The sequence below is a fragment of the Vibrio sp. MMG023 genome (assembly GCF_021654215.1).
Lineage (GTDB): Bacteria > Pseudomonadota > Gammaproteobacteria > Enterobacterales > Vibrionaceae > Vibrio > Vibrio jasicida.
This window is the reverse complement of the sequence record NZ_JAKFZP010000002.1, coordinates 349,654-375,756: the sequence shown is the minus strand read 5'-3', so window position 1 is coordinate 375,756 and position 26,103 is coordinate 349,654. Positions and strand designations below refer to the sequence as shown.

The following is a 26,103-nucleotide window of genomic DNA, read 5'->3' as shown; positions in this document are numbered from 1 at the left end:
CATGGGTGCTCTTTGACCTGCATCTAGACAGCACTGAACCAGAGAGAAGGGCTCCTGTAACCCCTCTCTCTGTCGAGCTTACTTCACCGTTTCGTAGACAACGAAGCGGGCCAGAAAGTTGGTGTTCTCATCCTTGTATTGCACTTCACACAGTGAATCTCGGACTATCCATAGTCCCACCAACGCGGTGATACAAATTACCGTTAATCCCGCTAAGGCGGTTTTACTTTTTGGCATTTTTCGTTGCCTCCTTGTGGCAAAGAGGCTAGTATTTGTACTGTTCAGATACATACACGGCCTCGTTTGAATTTATAGTTCATTCGGGGCTTTGTACTTTCTACCATTCGCAAATACTACTCAGAGAAATGCTCATAGCAGCAAGCCAAGAGCACCCGAGACTATTTTAAAGCTTTCCCTTTCTAAATATCTATTCATGTGGTTTTAAAATCGTGCGGGTATCGTCATTTATGTAAATGCTATTGGTTATCTAGAGGGTGTTTGTTGAGCTCTGATGCTAAGGCTCACACATATCCACACGAGGGAGGCAGGAGGCTTATAGGAATACCTTCTGCCGATTGTGGGTCTGTAACAGGCCGATAGACACCGTCACGGCCTGAATGTCAATTGATCGTCCCCACCTAAAAGAAAGATTGCCAATAAGTGCCACATCGACGAATAAGGCGATAAGAATAAGCTTTGTACGAGTTGGTTTAGTCTACCAACTCTAGTTTGACAAACTCATGCCCTAGTGTTGGACGTTGTTCCATCAGCCTTAGTAGGTAAGGCCTACAGGCGCTACTGTTGCAATGTTGAGGTTCACAAAGAGAACTACCACACCCCGCACCACAAGCTTTTGGATATTCGTTATGGCCAAACTCAGGAAGAAACACTCTAAACAACTCTAATGTCTCATCAAAAGTGTCATTCAGCCGCTTTCTGTCCTCTTCTCCTCTAAGACCAAAATAAGGGAAGTGGTCGATGAACTTTCCAAATAAATGCTGGCAATCATCTCGATATTTGTGCGTATCCAGAATATGCGCATGCCAAAACAAATCTATGTCCCTTGTTGGAACAATCGTTTTTTCAGGATAAAGCCCTAGAAGTAGTAGAAAGACCTTGTAACGGGCTTCTACGGTATCTAACTCTTTTTGAGACCAGCCATCTCCAGTGTCAGGGTGCTTTAATTTGTATTTTATTGGTCCCAAGTCAAGCTCTATGACAGATTTTGCAAAACTCTTGTTGTTCGAAGTGTTTAACTCATTCGGTAGTCTTAGTTGAATTACGTTCATTTTGGTATCTCCTAACGTAGTGAAAGAGACATTGCATATAAAACTTATATCGCTACTAAGTGCGTTGTTTATTGATGAACTTAACAAAATAATAATTTCTTACTCTAAATAATCAATTTGGAAAATAAATCAAATAACCAGCAAGGTAAGAATTAACTGACGGTTATCTACACCTAACCTGATGTTGCTCCACGATCAAATTCAGTACGGTAAAAAGAGTTAATGAACAAGGATGTGATTAAACTTCATCATTGGAGTCAATACCCTTTCCGGTGTTGATGACTGCTTCGTTAACTCACTATTACAACTACATTGAGCGAGTTATCTCCTATGTTTTTCAAAAAAAAAGAAGAAAAGAACATTGTCGATGTGAATAAGGATTTTGTTAGGTCGTTATATTCATCAACTGCAGTCATCGAATTTGATCTTCAAGGCAATGTGTTAGATGCAAGCGACGGTTTCCTAACTTGTATGGGATATGAAAAATCAGAGGTTATTGGGAAGCATCATTCTGTATTTTGCTCTCAAGAGTTAGTTTCATCCGACAGCTATTCAAAGTTCTGGGATGACTTAAGGGCTGGAAGAGAGAAATGCGGCGTATTCTCTCGAATAGATGAGAGAGGAAATGAGGTATTTATAGAGGCAACATACTTCCCGATCTTTTCTCAAGGTCGGGTTGATAGAGTCGCTAAAATAGCCTCAGATATCACTGAAGCTCATACAGCGAGTTTGAACAATAGAGATCTTTTGTCAGCATTGGATAAAACATTTGCAGTGATAGCTTTTACCCCTTCAGGGGAGGTTATAGATGCTAATCAAGCGTTTATGGATACCTTAGGTTACTCAAAGGAGCAGGTGGTTTCGAAGCATCACCGAATGTTTTGTTTTGAGGACTTTTACAAGGATAACCCTGACTTTTGGAAAGACTTGCAGAATGGGAGAGCCTTTAGTGGGCGTTTTTTGAGAAAGTCGTTTGTTGGTGAGAAGGTCTGGATCCAAGCATCTTACAATCCAATTCTTAATGAGAGGAATGAGGTATATAAGGTTGTTAAGTTTGCTACGGATATCACCTCAGAAGTGATGAGGGAAAACGAATCAAAAGATGCATTGTCGATTGCATGTAGTACCTCTGTTGAAACAGAACAAGTTGCGACCGATGGGAAGACCTCAATCTATCAAGCTCAAAAACAATCCTCTGCTGTCGTTGAACAAGTGGAAAACTCGGTTGCTTTGATTGACAAGTTGAATGAGCTTTCAGCAAGCATAGAAAATATTGTCCAAGTTATAGGCAGTATTGCAGATCAAACTAATTTGCTTGCATTAAACGCAGCGATTGAAGCTGCGAGAGCTGGAGAGCATGGGCGTGGTTTTGCTGTGGTTGCTGATGAAGTACGAGTTCTTGCCTCGAAAACAACAAGCTCGACGAATGAAATCAGCAAGGTCGTTTCAGACAATCTTACCCTTACTAGTCAGATATCAGCGTCAATGCACTCAATTCGTCAGTCTTCTATTCAGACCGATGAGCAATTGCTACTCGTTTCTTCAGTTATTGATGAGATACAAAAAGGAGCGGAGAACGTCGCAAAAAGCATGTCTAGTTTAACGTAAATTTCTGCAAGTACTTTGATGTACAAAACTTAACAACAAAAAGCCGACGCCAAAATAAAGACGCCGGCTTTAAGGTGCATTCCATTGCTGCGCAAACATGTGGTTGAATTACTCATGCTTAACGAAATTGATAATAAGGTTAATAGCTAGTTGTGGAAATTGAGAAAAATCTGAAAAGAAAGTCAGATATGTCTAAGTAGAATAAAGTTGTCGTTTTTCTGATGCTTACATCGATGGCTTTAGTGAAGCTTCACTCAGAAATTAAATGCACCAGGTGTATGCCCTTGCTAGAGGTGTATCTATTGTACGTTTTTCCAGTTAGTACAACTAAAGGAGGGTGAAGATATGAAATTAGCAATACTGTTTTGCAGCTCGCGTTTGACATGGCGAAGTGCCAGTTGCTTTGATTGTCTAAAAGAAGAGCCTCAGAGGTATACCGCTTGCCGAAAAATAAAAAAGGTGACTTTGTTGATCGCAGTATCTGTAGGGTTGCTGCTGTGGGGGTTCTATGCGATTTATCCCAAAATTAGCTTATAAAGAGCTTGCGTAAACTATGCGAAGTGCATCAATGGAAACCTTTTTGTGCTTAAGTGGTATTTTCAAGGTATCAAGAGCCATAACTAATGAATCTTGTGTAGTTTTGCTTAACATATATCCATATGAGGAGGACAGGAGACCGCTAGGAAAAATCTCCTGCCGATTGTGGATATGTGTTAAGCAGTTAGCGCTCTCATAGTCTGAATGCCAATAGATAGAACACCCCGCCTAAAAGACTGCCAACAAACACCGCATTGACGAGTAAGGCAGTGAAGAAGAACCCTTTATTCACTGGAATGTAGCCACTCAACTTACCCGAGATTAGTTTGTTGATGGATACCAATTGTTGGTCGTATTCCTTTCTCAAGTCTTGTTTGAATGAGTTGTAAAATGTTTGCTGAGACTTCTCGATGTCAGTTCTTAGTTGCCTGCTGTGGTGTTCAACTTCACTGGTGATATCGAGGACGCGATTGATTTTTTGCTGGAATGAGATATCAAACTCACTCGGGACGAGCTTCATGGCTTCACTTAACGCAAGAACCGCTTCTCGGAGTTCGTGGAGCTCATCAAGGGTGAGCTCTTTAGTTATTTGGGCAAGGTTGTTCATGTTGTCTCTCTTAGATTAGCTTTAACGCAGAAAATGCTTGGTCTAACTCGTCATTAAACCCATTGACGAGGCGATGCGCCGAACGCTCAAACGAGAGAATGCTGCGTTCTTCTTTTGATTCACTTTGGCGAATTAATGAACGGTAATCTCTTTTGTCATTTAATACGTCCAAAAATGGGCGATCAATTTTGGCGAGCAAATCAAACACGGTGGATTCGAATACGACAGGATATTCTGATAATGAAATACCAGAAGGTATACCACCTAAAAATTCTGCATACTCTTTGCTGACGGCCAGTTTTTTATTTGCCATATTGAAGACAACTTTAACGCGTTCAGGCTCTATACCAAGAGTCATTAGATTTTGAATAGTAGTAGCAGAGTCCACTTGTTGTTTGTTGGATGGAGTAACAGGGACTACAAAGTAATCAATATCTTCATGACTGCTTTTGAACTCCTGCATCTTCAATAAAAAGTTTTCTATGTTGGAAGAGCCAACATCAATGATCGAGCAATCATGTTCATCCATTTTATTGAGTACGTCTTCGAACTGCTCAGCTGAAATTTTTTCGTCGTTCGTGCCATCTGAATTAATAGTTTCTACTTTGACAACCTGTGCACCTTCTAGTCTTGGTTTTAATAGGATGTCACAGATGGTAGATTTACCTACGTTGCCAGAGTTGTTAATGACAGCAATATTTAAGTACATGTTTATTTCCTCTTCATTTTACGCATACGATATTCATTGATTCGAGTACTCAGTTGAATTTGGTTAGGGCAGTTCCAGCTTTTTACTTCTTCTGGAGTGAGGTCGGTTTCTTGCAAGACGCTGATTAAATATTCATTGTGAATGCCAATTGCTTTCCAGTCTGAATCAGAGAAGTTAGTTCGTGGTTTTGACTTCAGCGTGCTTCGCTTAATGTCTTCGCTCGCTGTGTCTGGTTGTTGTTGAACTTCATTGCTTTCGATTGTCTGCATCGTGGCTTTATGAAGTAAATTGTAGAAATGTGATTTACCAATGCTGAACTGACCGTGCTCATATATTTTTGAATAACTAAACCCGTTTCGTTTAAACGCAATTAATTTGGGAATGTACTTGTAGAATACACCTTGCGTAGTCATGAGTTTGCTATCCAAGTCATTTTTAATATCCTGCACAAGCCTATTAAGCGTTTCTTCTGAGTACATAAGTCCTCTCTATGATAAAACAGTGATATAAGTATGATTAGACAGTGGTAATTAAATGCTTGTCTTGTGATAGTTCTAACTTAATATGTGAAAAAAGACTAGTGAATGTGTGAAAATAAAAGACCCGTTTCGGGTCTTTTATATTTCCATAGGCACGCTGTCGAATGTATACATTCGCGTGCCAAGGGGATAACATCCCCTTGAACCCCTGAAACTCTACGAGTTTAATTATGGAAAAAGAAAGTGCCACTATTCATATTCAAACAAGACTAACACCTTCTGAATATGAACCGTTTAAAACCGTTATAGAAAACTTTGATATAAAAAAGGCTGAGCTTTTTCGAAAAGTTATTTTATCAAACGAGAAAAATATGGTGGAAGTGAGCGGTTCAGTTGAGGAAACTGATGCTCAAAAACGCATGATTTTTCTAGCCAATAAAACCTCGAATAACATTAACCAAATCGCCAAGAAGCTAAACCAAGCTTACCGTGGCGAAGTGGTTAGTGAGCGAAACTACCTCAAGATCATGAATGAGTTGATTGGTGTTCGCTCGGCTTTTGAAAAAGGCATGGATAAATGTTAGTTCGAGTTCGTGGTGGTAAGGATGGCATTGCAGAGTATTTGCGCGATGGAATGAAGTCCGACCGAGAAATGCACCGTGACCAATTAGATAAACGTATTTGTATTGATGGGGATTTATCTATTACTGATACCATTATTAAAACAATGGCGAAAACAGATAAACCTGAAAATTATTTTCATGTCACTTTGAGCTTTGCTGAAAGGGATATTTCAGAAGAAAAGATTTGTGAAGTATATGAGGAATATAAGCGAAATATTATGTCTTCTTACACAGAGGAAGAATTTAATATTTATGCTGAGATTCATGTTCCCAAAATTAAGTCATACAAAGATAAGAGTACAGGGGAAGTAGTAGAGCGCTTTCCTCATGTTCATGTTGTAATACCTAAGAAAAATCTACTCGATGATAAAAACCTGAATCCTTATGGTTTCTACAAAACAAACTTGGAATATTTTGACGCTATCCAAGAGCGTATTAATTCAAAGTTTAACTTGGTATCACCATTTGATAATCAGCGTGTATTTAAAATCGACCAATCGAAACTATTGGCGCGTTACAAAGGTGACAACTTCAAAGGCGCGAACGCCAAACTCAAGTCTGAGCTGTTTGACGTTATCCAAGACAAAAACATCACCACTATGGCCGCTTTCAAAGAAGAGCTTGCGAAGTATGGTGGAGTCTCGATAGGTAAGGTCGGAAAGCCGGACGAATACCTCAAAATCAAACCTCACGGCTCAACGCGTAATGTTCGTTTAACGGACAGTTGTTTTCGCCCTGAGTTTATCGAGCATCGAACACTTAAACGGGAAAAGCCGAGCGAAAAGCAAGTGAACCGCTTGGTTAATGAGTGGGTCAACAGCAAGTCACATGAGGTTAAGTACATTCACCAAGCAGCCCCCAAATTGCGCGAGCAATACAAGGCGCTGCCAACCCAACTAAAAGGGGAGTTTTTAAATGAGCAACGAGAGCGATATTACCGACAATACAACCTTAGCACCGGAGCCCGACTTTCTAAACGAAGCACCGGAACCGGACTTTCAGAACGAGGCGCCGGAGCAAGCCAGCGGAATATTCCAACGAGCAGACGGGCGCGTGATCGAAAGCTTGGTGTTGAACGAGGCATCCCAAGAGGATTTACCGACATCCCCAACGGCTTGCCAAGTATGTCCGAACTCAATGTGGCTACAAGAGGACGACAACGGGGAAGTCGTCCTACAGAACTATTGCATGATAATGCATCGGATCATTTGGCAGTCAAACAAACCAGTCGAAGTCCTCAATTGCGACGGGCTGGTTATGAACCTCGACGACGAGTAGTTCGACTTTCGGTTTACCGAAAGCCTTCCCCGAACGCGACACTGGCAACTATCAAGCGCATCAAAGCCAAGGCGCAACATAGCGAGAGCTACGTGACGCAATTGTTCGACACCTTCCAAGAAAATAAGCAAGAGCAAAGCGAACTCGGTCGCTTTCGCACTATCAGGCAAAACCTAAAAGCCGAGAGCCTACTTTCTCACCTTTCCGACTCTCATGGCTTAGTCAAAGACCAGTACAGCCACTTTAAGGCCAAAGATGGCTCTGTGCGGATAAAAGCTGAAACGCGAGCTTATAACGTCAGTGACTTTTGCACGAAATACATGGGGCTGAGTTGGGATGAAACCAAAGAAATTTTAAAGACGACTTACGGCAAGCAGAGGCAGCAACTCGCGCAACAGCAACGAGTTCGCCAAGAGCAGCAAGCCGTCAATTCCATCGTGTTTGTCAGCAATAGAGTTACTCAAGGTTGGGGTAAAAAGAACCCGCTCGATGAGTCCATCCGATTGCTCAAACACTTGCAACGCAAAGAGCACATTGGAGAGTTACCTATGGCACTACATGAACTAGAGCGCCACCGCGCACCAGAAACAAAAGATAATGCTATCGTTTCAGCTAACGAGAACTTTAGCGCCGTCGAGAGCGCGAAGCGCATCATGAAGGCGAGAGAGACTGCCGCGCAGATCACGTTGACCATGAACGACCTAGTCGCGAGCAAGAACGACACAAAACGTTATGTAGACTTCTCTGACAAGAACACAGGAGATAAAGTATTTCGTGATGACGGTGAAAAGATCGTTATGCACAGCAAACAAGTGGACATTAACCATACCGCAGCTGCTCTAACGCTGGCCGCTGAAAAGTTTGGGGTGGTGAAAATCAATGGTACGAAGGAGTTTAAAGATCAAGTCATTGATGTGGCTGTAAGCAAGGACTTAAACATTGTGTTTGCTGATAAGAAGATGGAAGCGGATTTTGTTCGTCGCAAGGAAGAGTTGAAGCGTGACGTCATTGTTGAAACGATGGATAACGCTCGCTCGAAAAGCGAAGTGGCAACTGAGCCGAAAGAGCACATGCCTCATGAAGCAGCGAATACGCAGCTTAAAGAAGAGGTGCTTAAACCTGCTAAGTTTGAAGTCGAATATCAGTGGGATAAGCTCAGTGGTAAGCTGCAAGTAACGATAAACGGGAAGTCGCCAAACCGTTTTGAACAATCCACGGTTGAGCAAATTGTGAAGAAAGATACTTTCTTGAAACACTACACCGTTAAAGAGGTGCAGTTTGGTTTGATAGACCAAAAGAAAGCGGATGGTGTTCAACCTGTGCCTAAGACCTATGATGCTCAAGCTAAAACCATCGAAAAAGCGAATGACCAACAACGAAGTCGTCGCATGAAATAGTAACTTATGCTGTGGAATCTTGTTGATTAATTTTGAGTGTTTGTAATAGTTGGGAAAGCTCTATTATGCAGCATGAGCGGCTTGAGCTCCCAACTATAAAAAGTTCTTTATGAGTTAATGTGCAACAGTGCTCACTTGGTGACTATAATGTACAAGAGCTCATTTTTCAAAAGAGGGGGGAAGCATGAATACAATAGATAAGTTGGGAGTACTCGAATACTCTAAACGTTTAATGCAATATTCTTTAGAAGCGAAAATTACTCCTCTAAACGTTCTGTACGGCAATCCATTAACTAAGCTTGAAAAGATGTCCAAGTTGTTAAGTGAGCACTTGGACAGTCAACCAGTTGATGTTTCTCATCATTGGAATGATGAAGATAAAGCAAAGTCCAATTTGCTGATTACCCAAACTCGAATAATTGAACTTCAACTACATACTAATAACCTGATCCTAGCAGCTTCTTGTACGCTGATTTTTTGCTTAGTACTCCTTACATTCGCGATGTAATTTCATAGTTTAATCAATAAGCGCAGGAGTTAACACTATATCTATTTCCGTAGTTGCAAAGTGACCTTCAGTCACCTCATTAACTTTTCTGATAATTTTAATTACCTTATATAAGAAAGTGCCAACAGGGAGCACTACAAACTCACCGGTGTAGGGGATGTCTTTACTTTCTGTGTCTACCATCACAAGCAAAGGTTCGTTTAAAGTAGCATCCCATTCATCCTGTAAATCGGTATCTAACTGGAAAAAGTTTATTTTCATTGATTGCGCCTAGTATCATATTAACTCAAAGAAATTATAGACAATTAATCTACCTTTAAAAGCTAATACCACGAGTTCAGATGGATTTTACCCCACAACGCTTCAAAGTAGTTTATGGTAAAAAGTTGGAAGCAAATTTTTACACCGGTTAATAGCGGGGTGCTAAATACTAAGCCAAAAGCCCCGTCACCAATTGGTAACGGGGCTTTCTTTTAGCTGCTTTTAGCACTTTCATAGTTAGGGCGGCCTTTGCGATCAAAGAGCGTGGTTGTGCAGTCTGGATAGCCAGAGCATGCCCAAAAGTATTTGCCTTTTCCTTTTGGTGATTTGCGGCGTATTAGACCTTTGCTGCAAGTCGGGCATTTGTGATCACTGACAACTGGTTTAACCCTTGGCCTAAAGTCAGGTTTGCCTTGTATGTCAGGGTAAGCCTTATCGCATTCTGGATAACCAGAACACGACCAAAACCAACCATTTCGCCCTTTGCGTCTGTACAAGGGTTTGCCGCAACTAGGGCAAGGGACGGTGTTTGAAGTGATGTTAATACCGTTCTTGTCTAAGTCATCGATGCGCTCCGTAATGTAGCTGTCCACATCAGCAATGAAGTCCTCAACCGACATTTCACCCGCCTTAACGAAGGCTTGCTTCTCTGCCCATATCGCAGAGATATCGGGTTTGATGATTTCGTTAGGAAGGGCAGCACAAAGCTCTTGACCTTGCTTGGTGGTTCTCCAAACCTTCTCCTTGTAACCTTTTTCTTCGCCAATCGAGATGAGTTCGGTGTTTGCGGCAAGCTGGCTCAAGATGCTGGCGCGGGTTGCCTCTGTTCCGATACTGCCTCGGTCATTGCTGTCTTTGTCCTTAGCTTCCAGTTTGGCGCGAAGGTCTGGATCATCAATGAAACTGGCGGCGCGGGTCATTGCGGCCAACAGTGTTGATTCCGTAAACAATTTCGGTGGTTTGGTTTCCTTTTGTTCAACCTCACTTTCGACACAGGTGGTTGCTGTGTTCGATTTAAGCGTGGCTAAGTCAAATCCATCATGACCGCTTTCGGTTTCCTTCTCTTCGCTGTGCAGCACTTCCCATCCCTGTTCAACGAGTACGCTTTGCGTTGCGCTGAACTGGTAGCTTTCGACTTCAAACATGGCTTTGGTTTTATCTCGAATGGACTCTGGATAAAACAAACCGATGAAGTAACGAGAAACCAACTCATAAACCTGTCGCTCTTCTTTGTTTAGGCTGGCTTGGTTTCCGTGTTTGGTGGTTGGAATGATGGCGTGGTGCGCCTCGATTTTATCGGTGTTGAATGCTTTGTGCTTGCGCGTCATATCAACATTGGTATTGGTAATCGAGTCGGTCAGGGTAGGGCAGGTCGCGCCGATGGCGACGAGGATATCACTGCTTTGATAGTAGTGTTCGTCGGAAAGAAAGCGATTGTCCGTTCGAGGGTAGGTTAAGAGCTTGTGCGTCTCATACAAGCTTTGGGCAATGCTCAGCGTTTTTTCAGCACTGTAGCCGTAACTTTTCGCGCAAAGCTGTTGCAGCGTAGAAAGATTTAATGGCTGTGGTGCGTGCTTCTTTTCGGGCTTAGTGACGACCAATGTCACCAGTCCTGGTCTATTGGTCACAGAGTCTTGAATGAAGCTCGCGTTAGATGCTGAAATTAAACGCTTTTTATCATCAATCTGATCGCTCTCTTTGGTGTTGTACTTCGCTTTTATGCGATTTTCGCCACACTCAAACTGCGCATAAATATCGTAATAGAAGCTCTTTTGGTGGTTTTTGTTTGCCAGCGTTCTCTCGTTCACCAAACCCATGACCGCGCTTTTAACGCGGCCTACGTTGAGCACGCCCTGAAAGCCTTTCTCTCGACCTTTTAAGGTACAACCCCGCGTTAGGTTATACCCAAAGCTCTTGTCGCTAATAGAGCGCGCTAGAGCGCTCATACCAAGGGGAATGTACTTCTCGTTTGGCTCCATGTGCGCCAGTGCTTTTTGAACCGGAGCAAGGTTCAAGTCAGCGACCAATAAGCGCTGAACAGGCTTTGTGTTTCCTGCGTAGTTAAGCACTTCATCTACCAACAATTGCCCTTCGTCGTCAGGGTCGCCAGCGTGAACAATGGTGTCGGCTTTCTTGATGAAGTTAAGTACGGTTTGAAGTTGGCTTTTGGTGTCTGGGATGGGTTTGAGGGTTGGCGGGTAGACCGTCGATATAGGTAGGTCATCAAACGTCCACTTCGCATACTTCTCGTCGTAGTCGTCAGGGTCATAAGTCTCTAAAAGGTGTCCAACACAATACGTCACGACATGCTCTTTGTGCTGATAAAACCCCTCTCCTCGCTGCGTTTGCGGGTTGCCACCTAACCCTTCGAAGATGGCTTTGGCAAGGGAGGGTTTCTCTGCGATATAAACGATCATAGTGCCTCCTAGTGTTCGGTTGAGCCTTCGATATAGGTGTTCCCTGCATTATCGAAGTAATAGGTTTCCCCGTACTGCTCGCCATCTTGGAACGTTTCAACGTAGCTGATGGTATGTGAGCAATATTTTGGGCTTGAAGTCCCTTCTTTGTGGTTCACATGGCAGCTCTGGTCTTTAATGATTTGGCTCGGTCGAACCTCTGTTTTACTGCATCGGCTCCAGTCTTTGCCGGTTTCCCACTTCACGCATTCAACGCGTGGTGGGATGTAGGCGGCACGGCCATCGCGAGCAAACATGTCGGTATCATTCGACGGTGTACCAATAGGGACATCGGCGGAAAACAAACAAGACGTAAAGCTTGGAAGGGGCGGTTTGAACTTCTTAATGCGCTTTACGAACGCTTTCTTGGCGCCACTGCAACCGCTTGGAAAGCCTGTCGGAAGACAAAGCCAAATAGCACATTCATCATCGCTTGCAGCGAAAGCGGGTTGAACAGGCAATAAAAAAGCCGCTGTGATAGCGGCCATAAACAGTTTGTGTTTCATGGGATGTTCCTCAATGGAGTTTAAGGCGTGGGATTTTTGGGATATTCGCCTCGGAGTATTTCACTCGCTCTGCGAACACAGGTTCTTCAAAGTAGATGATTTTCTCTGCAATGAAGGGGCGTTGGTTCTCTTTCAAAATCAGGGTTTTGATACCGAGCTCTTTGGCTACAGGGTGTTTCTCAAAGCCAAGCTCCACAATTTCATGCGGCATCATTAACGGGCGTTTCAGCTCATCTTCACTGGTTGTTCGGCTTGAACCCTTGCCCGTGCTGCGACTGACTTTGCGCTTTTTGACTGTTTTAGTACCCAAGGTGTCAGAGAGGCGGCGAACGTTGTCGTCCACTTCTTTCGGTGGGTACACCACCTTGACACCGTGGTTCTTACGAATGTTTTTCGCGTTCTCTCGGCCATACACTTCTTCGAGCTGGCCTTCGTCTTGGTAGATGGTCAAAAATCGCAGGTTGTAACCAGCGGTGTAGCTGATCGCTTTTTCGATTTGCTTCACTCGGCCAAGGGCGGTGAACTCATCGAGCAAACCCAAACACTGGTATTTCAGGGTGTCGTCGTGTTCGGGGAGGGTGCGGGTGTTTTCTGAAATAAGCTGCTCGAAAAACAAGTTGAACAGCTTGCCAAAGTTTTTGAGGTTAGCGGGTTGGCAGCCGACGTAGATGGTCATGCGCTTTTTACGCAGCTCACGAAAATCAAAATCCGAGCCACTGACGGCAGCTGCGGTGACGCGGTCGCTGAATATCGCCAATGGACTGAGTAAGTTACTTTCGACGCTCGAATAGGTGTCTTCGGCCATCGATAAGCAGTTATTGAACTCAAAACGCGCATCGTCTGAGACGTAGTCGTTTTTGATTTCTCGGCGCATCCACGCTCTTAGGCCACCCTCGATGCCACCAAGTTTCAGAACATAGGGCAAAGAGGGCGTGATACCTGTAATAGACTCGGTATCGAGCATCCAACAACTGAGCCCTTTAAATAACTTACCCGCTAACTCATTCCAAATATCGCCTTTATCCCCAGAAATTGGGTATAAGCTGTTAGCAATATTGAGCACATCGCTCACTCGAAATACGGGGCTTCTGCGAACGTAGCCGTAAGGATTCCATTGATGGGTGCGAAGCTCTTCGCGCTCTCGCGCTTGCTCATCGATGGCATACCCATCCGGCGCAAACAAGAAAACGTCTTGGCCGCACTGCTGACGAAATCCGCCGCTTTTGACTAAGTTCTCGAACTTAATATCGACACAAACTAACGAGTCGGGATAGGTCACGCAGTTAGGGATAACGATGCCGACCCCTTTACCGCTTCGCGTTGGGGCAGGGACTTCAACAAACTGCGAGCTCTCTAGCTCGATGAAACGGCCTTTAAAGCGGCCTTTGGGCATCTTGCCTAACAAGATGCTTGGCTTCTTGTTCTTGGCTTTCGGGTTAGGGAAAAGACCAGAGTTCGCCAAGTCCATGTCGGTCGCGAACTTCGCACTGCCGTGTATTTCTTCTTTTTCTTGGCTGGCAATGGCTATCACGATAGCCATCAGCGTCGGAAACAAAGTGATGGCGATACTCACGGCCACCCCAATCACCAAGAACTTCTTGATGTCAGGGTTGTGGCGGTAGGCTTGCCACTGGTCAAAGAGACTGTGATACGTCAGGTGCTCTAACGAAATATTGGTGAGCTTGTAATAGGCAGCGCCGCCACCGTACAAACCACCAATGAAACACAGCAGGGTAAAAAAAAGGAACATGGCGAACAATATTCCTTTTTTCTTTTTCGATAGCGCCATGATTTAGCCCTCGCTTAACAGTCGATTCTTCTCGACGGGGTCGTAAAAGAGTTCGACGAGGTGAGTGTGTTTGAAAAAGGCAATCACATCGATGCTGGTTCGAATGGTTCGCATGATGTGGTGATAATCGAGTGTTTGGCCGACTTCGGATTGTTTCACTAATCCCGCCAGTCGTGCGGGTGTGGAATAACAGTCGTTGGCGTGAATGGTGGTGATTGAGCCTTCGTGTCCGGTGTTGAGCATTTCAAGGTAGGTCCATGCCTCATCCCCGCGCAGCTCGGCCAGCAACACGTGGTCGGGTTTCATCCGCATACACGACTCAATGATTTGTTTCGGGGTTAAGCCGCCTTGTTTGTAAAACAGATGAAGGTGATTGGGATGGTTGGGTAAGTCGAGCTCATGCACATCTTCAATGGTGAAAAGGCGCTTATCGGTGGGGTATTCGTCCACCATTGCTTTCATGACTGTGGTTTTGCCCGAACCAGTACCACCGACGAGCAAGATGTTGAGCTTGCTTTTTACTGCCATGCTAAAGAATTGCGACATATCGCCATTTTGTTTGAGCGTGAGAAGCTGCTCTTGAACCGGTGTTAATTCAACACGGTTCACATCCATTTCTCTAAAGCCAGAGAAGCGGCCGCTTTCTTGGTAGCTCGACAGCGCAAACCGAGTGAGGGAAGGCTTTCGGATGGTCATGCTGACAATGCCGTTTTCAGTGGCGGGAGGGATAGCAATTTGGCCACGCTCTCCATCGGGGAAAATGACCGAGGCTACGGGGTTGGCTTCACCGAGAGGAATGGTCAGCCCTGCGAAAGTCGCTAACGCTTTCGCGAGGTTGCTGCACATGTTTAATGACAAGTTTGGAAGCGCGTCGCGTTCCCAACCGTTACCACGATCAAACCACACCTCGTTAGGTTGGTTGATGGCAATCTCGGTGAGTCCTTCTAAGTCTAAGTAGTGCCGCAGTCCGGTCATGTTGAGTAATTGATTGACCGTGGCGGCCTTATCGATGGTGTTCATGATTATCCTCTGTGTTATGGAGTATGCTTCTTTGCTCGATTTCCTTTTGTACCTCTAGCCAATAGTTGACGAACTGCGGTGAAGAATGAGTAAGAGCGGTGGGGGTGATGATGTTGAGGCGTTGTGCGAGTTCAATATCAAACTCAGAAATGTTTCTCATGGTAATTCTCCAAAGTCTTTATCCACGCGTGGCGTGTTACTCCTTTTGTCTCAACAAGCGCTACGCCCGTTATTGCAGCCAAAAGCGAGCCTTGTATTGAAGTGACGTGAAAGTGAGAAGGTGGTTGGCCTGTCGGGTCTAAAATTTTACATAGATCGTTCATGTAATCCCGCAGACCAACCAGATTTAGCGGTTACTCGAAGGCGTACACACTCGACATATCAATGTCGCGAGCAACAATGATGTTGATGCGTTGACCGATTTGGGTGTAACCCGTTGGTGAAATGTTGATGCTACTCTCAAGTGCCTTCTCTGCCATGTTGCTGGCGTTCTCGGTTGAGCTATCAAAGGTAATATCCCCATCCGATGAAGCGGCCTTTTCTGCGAGTGCGCCAAAAGCATCATCAAGGAAGGACAGTAAAATTGCGCCACCAAAGCGCTCTTTAAAGTGATTATCGACCCAAGCCTCGTTACCGCTTGCGCCTAGGCGACCTGCACCCAGTGAATCGATACGGATTGATATCCCGTTCGGTGTCTCGATATCTGCCCACGTTGTGAATACTCGGTTTTTCCCTGCTTCTAACTGGACATTTTGCGACCCCGTGAGCAGCGAGCCGCGCTCAACCAATAATGCCTTACCATTGGCGCTGTACACATCTTGCGTGACGCGACACATCACAATGCCCTGATAGTCAGAAATGACCTGACTGTAGAGTGCGCAAGGAATGATAGAGCCATGTTTCAGCAGAAAATCTAACCCTCCTTGCTTGCGCTTGGAGGCGTGACCCATCGCGAAGGTCGGTGCGTCATAGCTGTTGTCGTAAGAGGCAGGTTCAGCTGTACTTTGGCTACTGGCGGCATTGCCACTTTCAACGTTAACCATAAGGCCACCCATCAAGCGACGCTCTTGCGGAGTCGGTGGCGCGTTCTTGTCTCGCTTCGATGCGGTGGAAGGTTGCTTTGCTACATTGGGCTCAGGAACGCCCGTTTTAGGCACGGTGACCGGTTGCTGATGCATCGATTGCGCTTTGGCTTGCTTGAGCTCTTGCTCTCGCTTCCACTGTGCGGCGCGCTCTTGCTGCGCCTTGTCTTTTTCATGGTCACGTTTGGCTTTCTCAAACCAAGCACTGTCGTTACCGACCGTGCCTTTTTCAACGCCAACCACCTCGGCAGTAGACTCTGGCTGTAGGGGCTTTGTTTCCACTTCCGCTTCACGAAATTGATTAATCGCGAACAGAACCCCCACCGCGACGACGACCAAAGCGAGTATCACCAAAGCGATCACAATGACCGCTTTGTTTTTCTTTTTACGACCACTCACCGTGAGCTCGCCACGGTCGAGGTTGGCACTTTCATAAGCGCTTGGGATGGTGTTGTCATCACTCATGTTCATCCTCCTTAATGACGCGAGTGGCTTTAATCGAGCTCGCTTTTTGGTTGTGGCCAGCGAACTCGACAAAGTGAGAAAGCACCCCTAAAACACGTTCACCAAGGCGCAAACGGTATTCGTTGGCAACCGAATGGATCACGATGGTGTCTTGCTCAATGTGATAGTTCACCAACGACTCTTTGCCATCGGCGTTGATTTGGTAAATCACAGGCAGTTCAGCGTTTTTAGAAAACTTCATGCAAGTGAAACGGCCATCGTCCCACGCGTAAGCGGGGGCTAATTCGTCATCGCCCCACTTCACGTAACGGAAATTGTATTTTCCATCAGTACAAGGGGCTTTGAGTGGGGTTGTGTTGGCTTTCTTCGGTGTTGGGTAGCGCATTTTCACCACGTAGAACGGCTGTTTATTGGTGAACAGTTCAAATGAGTAAGTGCGCCCCAAATCGCTCACGATGGTTAAGTTGGTATTGGGCTGCTTGGCTTGAGGTTTAAAGAACACGTTGTTACCACGCACATTAAACCCCCATGCGGCCGCATCCCCCATCCCTAAACCAGAGTGCTCGCCAACAATGGTTTCATTCTTGTCGAGCTGAATGAGGGTGGCGACGCCCACTTTGGTGCGTATCGCAATCACATCGCTTGGGTCGTACTCTGCATACACAATACGGCGGTCTTTGCCTTGATGCTTTGGCAAGGTTAAGGCGTGGGTGGAGAACGCCATCAAACACGCCAAAGAGACAATCAGTTGTTTCATCATTGGATCACCCTGTTTTCTTGATAACTGGTGACTCGGAAACCAAGTGGGTTAAGTTGGCGCTCCGATTCCTTTTTGATTTCCTTGAGGTAATCAAAGGTAACGGTGGCGCTCCATTTGGTCGGTAGGTAAGAGGTGTCTGGCGTGTCGTCGCTATTGAGTACCACTTTGGTGAAGGACACTTGCGCGAGCATTTGGTCTTGGCGGGTTGGCAAGAACGAAATGGTAACGTCTTCTAAGCGGATTTTCTTATAGTCTTTGAACACTTCAACAGGGGAGTTTTTGGCTCGTAGCTGCGTGCTGTAAGCGCTGAATACATCGTGACGACTGGTGAGTTTGATGTAGTCAAAGGCGTCTTGGACGGTTTGCCATTGGTAAGAGCCACGAGTAATGACATAGCGATTTAACCAATGCTTATCTAACGCTTCGCCGTAAGTGATTTCTCTTGCGTCAGCGAGTGGTTGAATGATTTGAGTCATGCCTGTTTGTGGATCGATGTAGAGCAATCGATAGTCCACGGTTTTTAGTGGCATCATCACAACAATGGCAATACCGAGCACCAACGCGAGAACGCCAGAGCCCGTTGCGACTTTCCATGCGGTCTTCGCGTTTTTCTTGGCGATTTCGACGCGGTCTTGCTCGAACTGCTTAAGCTCTTCGAGGTACACATCGGCTTGTTTTTGGTGGTTGGCGGTTGGTTTTTTCTCGGCCTTGGCATGATTGTGTTCCAAGGCAGAATCGATGGTTGTGCTCATTGCATATCTCCTTGGGTGTACAAATCAGCGAGGTTAACTTTGGCAGGGTTAACCGGAGTGATATTGCCTTTTGGCTCCGGTGGCGGCGGTGGAGTGCTAGAGCAACCCACAGTCAAACACGCCACCAATAACAGGGTGAACGTCTTCATAAAATGTCCTTTTTTAGATACAAAAAAACCGCGTAAAGCGGCGCGGTGTCTAGGGTGAGAGTGTGAGGAAGGTGTTAGCCTGGTCTAATTCGGTTTTTGAACTTATCGCCTAATGACTTGGCGCCACTGTATGTGCTTTTTCCTGCTTTTGTGGCGGCTCCTGCGCCACCTTTAGTGGCGTTACTTAGGCTTCGCATTCCCATCCCCATATTGCTGACTAAGCCGTTAATACCAACGCCACCCGATAGGGATGAACAGAACACAGGTATTTGGACTGATAACACAACAAACACAAAGAAGAGGATGAATGTCATTAGGTTTGTGATGATGTCCATTTCACCGTTTAAGGTATCTCCTAGAACTATGTCTAATGTTGTTTGAAACATACTGAATGCTATCGGGTACAAGATGGATAACAAAATGTAGTTTAGACACTGGCCTGTCCAAGATTGAAACATCGAACGCGTCGAAGGGAAAAATGCAAACATGACGAACAAGGGGCCGAGAATTAGCAAGAAACCGACCATCACCTTGGCGACCAATAAATAAGCGGTTGCAACACCCAAAAAAGGAAGACCGCCCAGAATAATAAGGGCGCAAAACGACAACACTAATGCAGCATCGATCCATGTTGTCCCATCAACTAAACTAACATCAATAGAGCTCCAAAACTCAGAAATAGTAGTCACCAGAGAGTCAAATATGGCTTGAATAGAGCTAGTTCCTCCTGTTCCTAAAAGTATATTGGCGATACTATCTCCGGTATTAAGAACCATTGGAACAATGCTTGCCAAATACCAAGATGTGTTAAATGCCACTGTGGTGCATAGAGCGAGAGAGCCTATAAACTTTAAGGATTCCATTATCATCATGTTTTCAGCATCATAGAGCGCTTGAAAAGCAAGGTAGATTGCATAAAGGGTAACGCAGGAACCAATTAAGGGGGTTATCACATCAGCAAATAACCCAACCATGCTACTAATGTTGCTTAATACGACAGATTCAACAAATGAAAATAATGTATCAAACATAACTGCAACCTCCCTATGATGAAGTGTTTAACCTTCGGCTTATACTGTCCTTTGCTTGGGCTTTTGTGGCGTTAATGCAGTTAGCTTTGATTTCCTCGCTAACGTCATTTTTACACTTATCTAAAAGTTCAGCTCGTTCTTGTTTGTGCTCTTGGTAATATTCAACAGTTTTTACCTCGCCTTCGGAGCAACCGGTCATTGCGAAAGTAACAATTGCAGTGAAAAGAAAATGCTTTTTCATTATAAAATTCCTTATCTTGTCATAGTGCCAGTCTCTTATTGATACGCTCTTTAGCTTCTCGGTGAATCTCTATCTGGCTCTGTTGTTGAAGCATGTTAGACATTGAATCCATCATGCGTTGCTCGTTTTGCATCTGCATGGTTTCAAAGTTGATGCTGTTCGCTAAGTCTTCTTTGGCCGCTGGCGTTGTTGCGCTGCCAAACTGGCTAAGTAGACGACTCATTCGTTCGTTGCGTTCAGTGCTGCGCTCATAAAGCATTTCCTGAAAACGAAGTTGTTTCAGTTGCATATCGTAGCGCCTCTGTATCACGGGGTCGTCGGAATAAAGGCCAAATTCAGAACGTAAGTCGGATATATCATCAATCGCGTCATACAAATCACTGTATGTGCTGAGGTCGATCACATCATTTAGGTTTGGGTCACTGAGTATTTCTTCGAATCCATAGTGGCCTTCAACCATCGATTTATAATGCTCCGCTTGGCTTTTGAGTTGATTAAGGCGGTTGCGAGCTTCACTTATTGACTGCGTAAACTCTTGAGCTCGCTGCGCACTATCAACCACCATTTGAGTAATACCCGCAACGTCAACAACGGGGATACCCGATGCTTGTGTTGTGGCGTTCAATGCCAATGCAATGCATAGGGCAAGTGTGGTTCGTTTAAGCATGGTTATCTCCTTTTCAGTAGTTCAGGTATCCACAAATCAGGATCATTGCCCACCTCTGCGCGAATGGTTTCACACAACACAATGTCATCGGTAGAGCCTGAGATAATCGGTAGGAACTCATCAAAGCCACCTAAATCCAGCTTTGCAAAACAACTGGTGTTCGACTGCTTTATGAGCATGGTTCTGCTTTGTTTATCGAGCGCCTTGAGTTTGTCGAACTCGCCTTTGGTTAGGTTGCATTGCTGGTAAGCGTCATACTCTGCATCAGGGTTCGGCAAGTACACTTTGGTTGCTGTTTGTTGGACGATGGCAGGGAATATTTCACAATGAATCGCATCTTCTGGTGACTGTGAAGACAGTACATCAAACTCATACATCAGACGCCCAGTTTTAAGTCCACGTTTCATTACCGCTTGGGTGAGAGGGAAGTTCGCTGGCATCCAGAACTCTTCAATAATGGTTTGCATTAGTTTGCCGGACTCTTGCATCAGCTCTTTTAAGAAGAACAAACAGGCAAGAACGGGCTCACTAGCAGGGTGAACATGACCGCTCGAATCCTTCTCTAGTAGCAGAGTGGAATCAAAGCCAATGCGATCCATTGCTTTCGGGTTGAACTGGTTATGAGGTGAGTCCAAACACCAAGCGAGCTTACCGTTTTCACTGCGACACCATTTGCTGAGCCTCATGCGCAAGTTCGGGTCTTGAATGGATTGCAGCATCATACTGAGGCCGCGCATTGGCGCGTCAAAGGTCATCACGCTGTCTATCGCGTCTTTGATTTCCTGCTCATCATGAGCGCTGATGTGGCCTTGTGAGTCTTGTGCCAAGCGGCAAACAAGACGGTTCAAGAAGCTAACGAGTTTTGGCGACTGTTCTAATTGGAAAGGGTTGATACCCGTATCTTCCCCTTCCTTAATCGAAAAGTATTCACCACCAAACGCTCGAATAAACAATTCGGTAGAGCGTTTATAGTCGATACAAAAGATTTGTTGATCAAAGCGAGTCAAGAAGCCAGTTATCGTCGCTAATAAAGTCGTTTTACCTGAGCCTGATGCACCGAGGAACATTGTGTGTCCCGCGTATTTCTCCCCCGTTACATCCTTTCCTATCTCAGATGCATGAAAGTTAAAGTGGAACAGGGAGTTAGACAGCGTTTTTAAAGGAATAATAGCACTGCCATCACCGACTGGGTTGCCTGTCGCTTTGCCTGTTGAGTAGTTGTGCAGTGACCATGTCGAGGCAAGGTTAGCAATGGTTCGTGGTGAGGGCTTGATGCGCATCTTTGACGCGGGAAGGGCGCTTAAAAACGAGAATTGAGACTTGAGGTTCGAACGCTTTAAGACCGTGCCTTTGGCTAGGAACTGACCATTTAAGTCAGCACTATCTATGATCACTTTGTCTGGTGAGTCACCAATGACGGCCAGTGATGCATGATAGTCTCCAAAACTGACCGCACCGGAGGCAACATAATCTCGCGCTGCTTGCAGTTCTTCTAATTCATGTTCCGCGTTGTCACTGGACTCAATGAAGTTGGTTTGCCTATCAATCATCTTTTGAGCTTTGAGGGACTGCATGAAGATCATGGACTGAGTCAGAATAAACTCGGTTGGTTGACTCAAGATAAAATCCCACATCCCCATTTCCGTTGCGATTGGTAGGGCGTCAAGCTCAAAGAAGGTGGCGAACTTGGTGGTCTCGTTGTTCGCGTTGCGAACTTCGAGCAAGTCGTGACCGAAGTGCCAATCACTGTGACCGATATAATTGCGCACTTTTTCTGACGCAAGTGGCTTAGGTTGGTCGTTGTAGTTGAGTAGGTAAGAAAGAAACTCAACGTGTTCACAGCGATGATCGTCACCGACTTCAAGCACTTTGCTATCAAAACGCTTTAATGCGGCTGAAACCGTCTTGAGAATATCACCAAGCTCATCTTCTCCTTCGGTGAGTGTGCCTTTGTAGTTGAGTACAAAGGTGATGTAGTACCGGACACTGAAAAAGTCCTCACCGGAAAAGTCTTGCAAGTAACGATCAGAAAAGCGCTGCATGAAGTCGCTCTCGAAGCGGTAGTTGGCTTCAAAGTGTTCTTTACGTTTAACGATGTGTGTCCAAATGGCAAGTTGACTGCCGTACTTTCTGGCGAGGGTGCTAAGGATGTTTTTCACGAGCTCAAAGGAAGGTTTGAGTGTGTTGTAAGATTCTGACTCGAAGGGTATTCCGTTAAGGCTTATGGTTGCCATGACTTTGGAATCATCCAAAGAGAGCATGGTTCGATTGATTGGGTAGCCATAAGCAGGAAGGTCAGTCAGGGGTATTGTTTTTAAACCATTCGCTGACATGTTGTTTTCTCCTGAATGGGTGATTATCGATAGAAGTGAATGAAATGGTGTTGGACTGGCAGCGAAGGCGAGTTAAGAAACCTTTTGCCTCCCATTTCATTTCATCGATGGCTCGGCTGTCTTCCTCGCTGCGAACGCGGATATACAGTAGCCCTAAAGCAATAAAGGCTGGGAAAACCAGCCCTTTTACTCCGAAGAAACTCAGTCCGAGCCAACCAGTTAGTAGCATCATCAACATCCCTATAATGAGAGGGATGATAGGCATGCCAAGCATGAGTGGTTTGCGTGCCAGCGAGTTATAACTGGCGTATTGATCTCGTTCTTCGTCATGCATGATTAGCTTCCCCAAATAGACCAAGCGTAAGCGACTGCCGCGCCGATACCGCCAGCGGCTGCTGCTTTAGCGATACTGATGCCCACATCCCCCCATGTTTTTTTCTCAGCCAAGGCCATTAAGACCATATAGATACTGTAAAGAACGACGGCTGAGCCTAAGAGTTTGTATGCCCAATCCGCGATTTCGTCTACCCAGTTCGTTGCTTCATCTAAGCCACCTGCGGCGATAGCTGGATGACCAAAAAGAATCAGCATGACGGCGATAAATGCCACGGTTAGGTTGCTGTATGCTTGTGTGTTTGAATTAAGGGTGTTCATTGAATATTTCCTTGTTAATAAGAGAAATCACCAAAGACATCCCATGACTGGGCTTGCTTTGGTGGTGTTGGTTTTGAAGGTTGAGAAGACTCAGAGGTTGAGTCGTAAGATTCAGAAATGGTGTTGGAGGGAAGCTTCTTTGCTCGGTTGAATTTCTCAACGTAGCTCAGTCCTTTTTCTCCTTCACCTTGATAGCCTCGTGTGAAGTTATTGGAGTAATAACAAGAGGCGGCATCATCAAGGTGTTGTTGGTGTGCCTTGTTTGGTGCTTGCGCTTTTGCGCGGTGGTAACACTTCGCGTAGATATCCGCTCCAACCTCAATGCTTTTACAAGCGTCAAATGCGGTTTCGATAGTCATGCCATAGGCGGGGAAGTTCTCTTTGTAGATTTGCATCAACCCCAAGCTGTACTTAAAGCCTTGCTTCTCCAAATTGGTAGCAATTTGGATGGCTTCAAGTTTAGTCTTGGGTTGATTGACAGGTTTAGCTCCGACTACGGCGATAGCGTAGGGATTACGAGAACTTTCATTATCGATGAGACGTTTGAGGATGCTTGCGTCAACTTGGCTTTGGCAGGTATTGAGTAGAGGGATTAACGCGCTCAACTCAAGGAGCATGTTCTTCCTCCTGTACGACACCAACTGCTGATATGGTTGGGTATCGTTTTAAGTGGTCTTTTAAGCGGATTGAATATTCATCAACCAAGGTTTTCACCTTGTACTTGCCTCGATATAGACACGGTATAACGCTTTTTCTTACCCTAATAGGGATCTTAATGGACGTTTTAAACACAATCTCATCAAGCTTGTTTTGTGGGCTGTGATGAAATCGTTGTACGTGGTCAATTAAGCGAAGGGAAGCTTCCTTTTTTAAGGAGCGAAAAGAACGTTGAGAAGCTTGGTTGAGAAGATCGTATGCTTGTTGGTCGAGGGTAAGTTTGCCCTCTATGAGCTCTTTATTATCCATGTGAGACTCCTTTCGTCCCAAGATTGGATGTTTTGGGTTAAAAAAACGCTAAGGTTTAGCGCGAGGGGTCATGTGTCGGTCGAACTTAGTCAGATGGTCACTTAAACGAAAGCTTGCTTCTTGCCGTTTTGTTCGCTTGTTGAACTCGGCAGATTCTTCTAGCTTTCGGTTGGTTTCAGAGTCCATCTTTAACCAAATTCCAGTTGTGTCTTTTTCTGCGTTTTGTGGCATTTCATTTACCTCAGTGCTAAGAACTCACGAGCATGAAATCGTCGGAAGTGATTACGTGTTCGTTCTAGTTCGATGTCATGTGGCGTTCGTTCTTTTATTGCTTTATCGACCTTGGATTGAGTTCTTAGGTAGCGATAAGAACGAAACTGTATAAGTTTGTTGGTCATAACTTTTTCTCCTTACGAGAATGCTCTTTCACTTTCATCGGCTCAGAGCAAAACCGAACCCAGCCCGTTTGCGAAACGTCGGGTGTGTTTGGGGAATATTTCTCTCCACTAAGTTTTTAGTGGGGCTTCCCCGTCGATAAAACTGATGCAGTGGAGCACGTTTCCAACGTTCTGTTGCGGCGTTTTATCTGCCTAGGCACAAATTAATAAAGAGCGATATTTATATGTATATTTATACATATGTTTTTGAGCTGGTGTCAAAGTTAAGGACTTCAATTTTGTGTACAGTAGTTCACAGTTTTTACATTCGGTCTTTAGTGTTGGTTTTTGCTTAAGTTGCTGTATTTTATGGATAAAATGAGAATAAAAGCTAAGGTCGTTCTTTGTCGGCTATTGTCGGAAGTATGATTATGAAGGGGGGAGTGTGCGTTGTGTATTACTAGTTGTAAGTCCAATCTTTAGATAATCCTGACCTTGATAAGAATGAATTGAATTCAAGCTAAGCGGTGGTATTTCTCACGACCTATTGGTAAATGGATGTATGCGCCTTTGCTGTCAGGCTTTAGGATGAATACTTAAGATAAAGCAGTTTTTCAACTTTTTAGGAAGTATAATCGAGGCTAAAGACTGCATTACATTCAAAACAAATACAGTAAAAACCTCATTTTGGGAGGTAGCATGAGGTACAACTTGCAAGACCGTTCTCAACGATAAAGTATAAGGTGGAAATTTCGTGTTGGATGAGTATGTACCAAGAGCTGATCATTTATCGGATAACACCTAAACTTTAGGTAACTTCAAAGCAAACAAAACAAAATACGTCGCCACATCATCGCCACTATTTAAAATTGTTTGATTTAACTAATTGATTTTATAGGTTTAAAAATTAAAGTGGATATAAAGCTTTACTACGTACATGACCCAATGTGCAGTTGGTGTTGGGGTTACAAACCAACCATTGAAAAATTGAAACAACAGCTGCCGGGTGTCATTCAGTTTGAGTATGTGGTGGGTGGCCTTGCGCCAGATACTAATCTGCCGATGCCTCCAGAAATGCAACAAAAGATCGAACAAATTTGGAAGCAGATCGAGCGCCAGCTTGGCACAAAGTTCAATTATGATTTCTGGACCTTGTGTACGCCAGTAAGAAGTACATACCAATCATGCCGTGCGGTTATCGCCGCGGGGTTCCAAGATTCTTATGAGCAAATGTTAGAAGCAATTCAGCATGCGTACTACCTGCGAGCTCTTCCTCCTCACGAAGAAGCAACGCACCTGCAATTGGCAAAAGAGATTGGTTTGAACGTTCAACAGTTCAAAAACGATATGGATGGCGCTTTGTTAGAAGGCGTGTTCCAAGATCAGTTGAGTCTTGCAAAAAGCCTTGGTGTGAACGGGTACCCAAGCTTGGTACTGCAAATCAACGATGCTTACTTCCCGATTGAAGTTGATTACCTATCGACTGAGGCGACGCTAAAGCTTATTCGAGAGCGCATCGTTGATAATATGCCCGCTCAATGATTGAATTGAAGCCTCTA

General features: G+C 44.8%; 29 protein-coding genes. 5 read left to right on the top strand and 24 right to left on the bottom strand.

Annotation, left to right across the window (positions count from 1 at the left end; translation table 11 throughout):
• Nucleotides 1-78: 78 nt before the first annotated feature.
• Both L1076_RS06810 and L1076_RS06805 read right to left on the bottom strand, forming a co-directional pair.
• Nucleotides 79-237 carry a Hok/Gef family protein gene (locus L1076_RS06810; RefSeq protein ID WP_038869278.1) on the bottom strand — a complete coding sequence of 53 codons (159 nt, stop codon included), beginning with the start codon at nucleotides 235-237 and terminating at the stop codon, nucleotides 79-81.
• A 473-nt stretch (nucleotides 238-710) separates the two neighbouring features.
• Nucleotides 711-1,289 (bottom strand): glycine-rich domain-containing protein-like, encoded by a 579-nt coding sequence (locus L1076_RS06805; RefSeq protein ID WP_052437620.1) that lies wholly within the window; start codon nucleotides 1,287-1,289, stop codon nucleotides 711-713.
• A gap of 330 nt (nucleotides 1,290-1,619) precedes the next feature.
• On the opposite strand from L1076_RS06805, the gene L1076_RS26970 reads away from it, so the two are divergent.
• Complete coding sequence (locus tag L1076_RS26970; protein WP_275424152.1) at nucleotides 1,620-2,897, top strand: PAS domain-containing methyl-accepting chemotaxis protein; 1,278 nt, start codon at nucleotides 1,620-1,622, stop codon at nucleotides 2,895-2,897.
• A 730-nt stretch (nucleotides 2,898-3,627) separates the two neighbouring features.
• Here L1076_RS26970 and L1076_RS06790 read toward each other — a convergent pair.
• Genes L1076_RS06790 through L1076_RS06780 form a run of 3 tightly spaced genes read right to left on the bottom strand, consistent with a single transcriptional unit; the run spans nucleotide 3,628 to nucleotide 5,229 of the window.
• Entirely contained in the window at nucleotides 3,628-4,041 is a 414-nt protein-coding gene (locus L1076_RS06790; RefSeq protein WP_237303422.1) for a hypothetical protein, read from the bottom strand.
• Between the two features lie 10 nt (nucleotides 4,042-4,051).
• Nucleotides 4,052-4,750 (bottom strand): StbB family protein, encoded by a 699-nt coding sequence (gene stbB / locus L1076_RS06785; protein WP_237303421.1) that lies wholly within the window; start codon nucleotides 4,748-4,750, stop codon nucleotides 4,052-4,054.
• Between the two features lie 2 nt (nucleotides 4,751-4,752).
• Nucleotides 4,753-5,229 carry a hypothetical protein gene (locus L1076_RS06780; RefSeq protein WP_038869284.1) on the bottom strand — a complete coding sequence of 159 codons (477 nt, stop codon included), beginning with the start codon at nucleotides 5,227-5,229 and terminating at the stop codon, nucleotides 4,753-4,755.
• 230 nt (nucleotides 5,230-5,459) lie between these two features.
• Between L1076_RS06780 and mobC the strand changes: the two genes are divergently transcribed.
• The 3 genes from mobC (at nucleotide 5,460) to L1076_RS06765 (ending at nucleotide 9,035) form a co-directional block, all read left to right on the top strand.
• Entirely contained in the window at nucleotides 5,460-5,813 is a 354-nt protein-coding gene (gene mobC, locus L1076_RS06775) for a plasmid mobilization relaxosome protein MobC (protein WP_017819266.1), read from the top strand.
• Entirely contained in the window at nucleotides 5,807-8,527 is a 2,721-nt protein-coding gene (locus L1076_RS06770) for an LPD7 domain-containing protein (RefSeq protein WP_237303420.1), read from the top strand. The genes mobC and L1076_RS06770 overlap by 7 nt, the downstream gene beginning before the upstream one ends.
• Before the next feature lie 184 nt (nucleotides 8,528-8,711).
• Nucleotides 8,712-9,035 (top strand): hypothetical protein, encoded by a 324-nt coding sequence (locus L1076_RS06765; protein WP_237303419.1) that lies wholly within the window; start codon nucleotides 8,712-8,714, stop codon nucleotides 9,033-9,035.
• A 9-nt stretch (nucleotides 9,036-9,044) separates the two neighbouring features.
• On the opposite strand, the gene L1076_RS06760 is transcribed toward L1076_RS06765, so the two are convergent.
• From L1076_RS06760 to L1076_RS06670, 19 genes are all read right to left on the bottom strand, one after another.
• Nucleotides 9,045-9,296, bottom strand: a complete 252-nt coding sequence (locus L1076_RS06760; RefSeq protein ID WP_038892876.1) for a hypothetical protein — start codon at nucleotides 9,294-9,296, stop codon at nucleotides 9,045-9,047.
• A 212-nt stretch (nucleotides 9,297-9,508) separates the two neighbouring features.
• Nucleotides 9,509-11,713: a DNA topoisomerase III gene (gene topB / locus L1076_RS06755; protein ID WP_237303418.1), complete on the bottom strand. Its 2,205-nt coding sequence runs from the start codon at nucleotides 11,711-11,713 to the stop codon at nucleotides 9,509-9,511.
• A gap of 8 nt (nucleotides 11,714-11,721) precedes the next feature.
• The gene (locus L1076_RS06750; protein WP_237303417.1) at nucleotides 11,722-12,258 is read right to left on the bottom strand and encodes a conjugal transfer protein TraL; all 537 of its coding nucleotides are present in this window, start codon (nucleotides 12,256-12,258) and stop codon (nucleotides 11,722-11,724) included.
• Between the two features lie 10 nt (nucleotides 12,259-12,268).
• A complete protein-coding gene (locus L1076_RS06745) occupies nucleotides 12,269-14,008 on the bottom strand; it encodes a type IV secretory system conjugative DNA transfer family protein (protein ID WP_237303416.1) in 1,740 nt (579 codons plus the stop codon).
• A 42-nt stretch (nucleotides 14,009-14,050) separates the two neighbouring features.
• Entirely contained in the window at nucleotides 14,051-15,067 is a 1,017-nt protein-coding gene (gene virB11, locus L1076_RS06740) for a P-type DNA transfer ATPase VirB11 (RefSeq protein ID WP_237303415.1), read from the bottom strand.
• A gap of 353 nt (nucleotides 15,068-15,420) precedes the next feature.
• On the bottom strand, nucleotides 15,421-16,614 hold the full coding sequence (virB10, locus tag L1076_RS06735) for a type IV secretion system protein VirB10 (protein ID WP_237303414.1): 1,194 nt from the start codon (nucleotides 16,612-16,614) through the stop codon (nucleotides 15,421-15,423).
• Nucleotides 16,607-17,374 (bottom strand): TrbG/VirB9 family P-type conjugative transfer protein, encoded by a 768-nt coding sequence (locus tag L1076_RS06730; protein ID WP_237303413.1) that lies wholly within the window; start codon nucleotides 17,372-17,374, stop codon nucleotides 16,607-16,609. Before L1076_RS06730 ends, virB10 begins: the two co-directional genes overlap by 8 nt.
• A complete protein-coding gene (locus L1076_RS06725) occupies nucleotides 17,371-18,126 on the bottom strand; it encodes a VirB8/TrbF family protein (protein WP_237303412.1) in 756 nt (251 codons plus the stop codon). Before L1076_RS06725 ends, L1076_RS06730 begins: the two co-directional genes overlap by 4 nt.
• Complete coding sequence (locus tag L1076_RS06720; RefSeq protein ID WP_193291642.1) at nucleotides 18,123-18,275, bottom strand: hypothetical protein; 153 nt, start codon at nucleotides 18,273-18,275, stop codon at nucleotides 18,123-18,125. The genes L1076_RS06725 and L1076_RS06720 overlap by 4 nt, the downstream gene beginning before the upstream one ends.
• A 74-nt stretch (nucleotides 18,276-18,349) precedes the next feature.
• Nucleotides 18,350-19,306, bottom strand: a complete 957-nt coding sequence (locus L1076_RS06715) for a type IV secretion system protein (protein WP_237303411.1) — start codon at nucleotides 19,304-19,306, stop codon at nucleotides 18,350-18,352.
• Between the two features lie 13 nt (nucleotides 19,307-19,319).
• Nucleotides 19,320-19,547 carry an EexN family lipoprotein gene (locus L1076_RS06710; RefSeq protein WP_045368028.1) on the bottom strand — a complete coding sequence of 76 codons (228 nt, stop codon included), beginning with the start codon at nucleotides 19,545-19,547 and terminating at the stop codon, nucleotides 19,320-19,322.
• Between the two features lie 19 nt (nucleotides 19,548-19,566).
• Nucleotides 19,567-20,214: a type IV secretion system protein gene (locus L1076_RS06705; protein ID WP_237303410.1), complete on the bottom strand. Its 648-nt coding sequence runs from the start codon at nucleotides 20,212-20,214 to the stop codon at nucleotides 19,567-19,569.
• 2 nt (nucleotides 20,215-20,216) lie between these two features.
• Nucleotides 20,217-22,547, bottom strand: coding sequence for a conjugal transfer protein TraE (locus L1076_RS06700; protein WP_237303409.1), 2,331 nt, complete (start codon nucleotides 22,545-22,547; stop codon nucleotides 20,217-20,219).
• Nucleotides 22,510-22,881, bottom strand: coding sequence for a conjugal transfer protein TraD (locus tag L1076_RS06695; RefSeq protein WP_237303408.1), 372 nt, complete (start codon nucleotides 22,879-22,881; stop codon nucleotides 22,510-22,512). The genes L1076_RS06700 and L1076_RS06695 overlap by 38 nt, the downstream gene beginning before the upstream one ends.
• Nucleotides 22,882-22,883: 2 nt before the next feature.
• Nucleotides 22,884-23,201 (bottom strand): conjugal transfer protein, encoded by a 318-nt coding sequence (locus tag L1076_RS06690; protein WP_237303407.1) that lies wholly within the window; start codon nucleotides 23,199-23,201, stop codon nucleotides 22,884-22,886.
• A gap of 14 nt (nucleotides 23,202-23,215) precedes the next feature.
• Nucleotides 23,216-23,818 carry a lytic transglycosylase domain-containing protein gene (locus L1076_RS06685; protein WP_237303406.1) on the bottom strand — a complete coding sequence of 201 codons (603 nt, stop codon included), beginning with the start codon at nucleotides 23,816-23,818 and terminating at the stop codon, nucleotides 23,216-23,218.
• Nucleotides 23,808-24,167, bottom strand: a complete 360-nt coding sequence (locus tag L1076_RS06680; protein ID WP_237303405.1) for a TraY domain-containing protein — start codon at nucleotides 24,165-24,167, stop codon at nucleotides 23,808-23,810. The genes L1076_RS06685 and L1076_RS06680 overlap by 11 nt, the downstream gene beginning before the upstream one ends.
• Nucleotides 24,168-24,215: 48 nt before the next feature.
• Nucleotides 24,216-24,398 carry a TraY domain-containing protein gene (locus L1076_RS06675; RefSeq protein WP_237303404.1) on the bottom strand — a complete coding sequence of 61 codons (183 nt, stop codon included), beginning with the start codon at nucleotides 24,396-24,398 and terminating at the stop codon, nucleotides 24,216-24,218.
• A 5-nt stretch (nucleotides 24,399-24,403) separates the two neighbouring features.
• On the bottom strand, nucleotides 24,404-24,565 hold the full coding sequence (locus tag L1076_RS06670) for a hypothetical protein (RefSeq protein WP_197072695.1): 162 nt from the start codon (nucleotides 24,563-24,565) through the stop codon (nucleotides 24,404-24,406).
• A gap of 891 nt (nucleotides 24,566-25,456) precedes the next feature.
• Between L1076_RS06670 and L1076_RS06665 the strand changes: the two genes are divergently transcribed.
• Nucleotides 25,457-26,086 carry a DsbA family protein gene (locus tag L1076_RS06665; RefSeq protein WP_038869332.1) on the top strand — a complete coding sequence of 210 codons (630 nt, stop codon included), beginning with the start codon at nucleotides 25,457-25,459 and terminating at the stop codon, nucleotides 26,084-26,086.
• The last annotated feature ends 17 nt before the right edge of the window (nucleotides 26,087-26,103 follow it).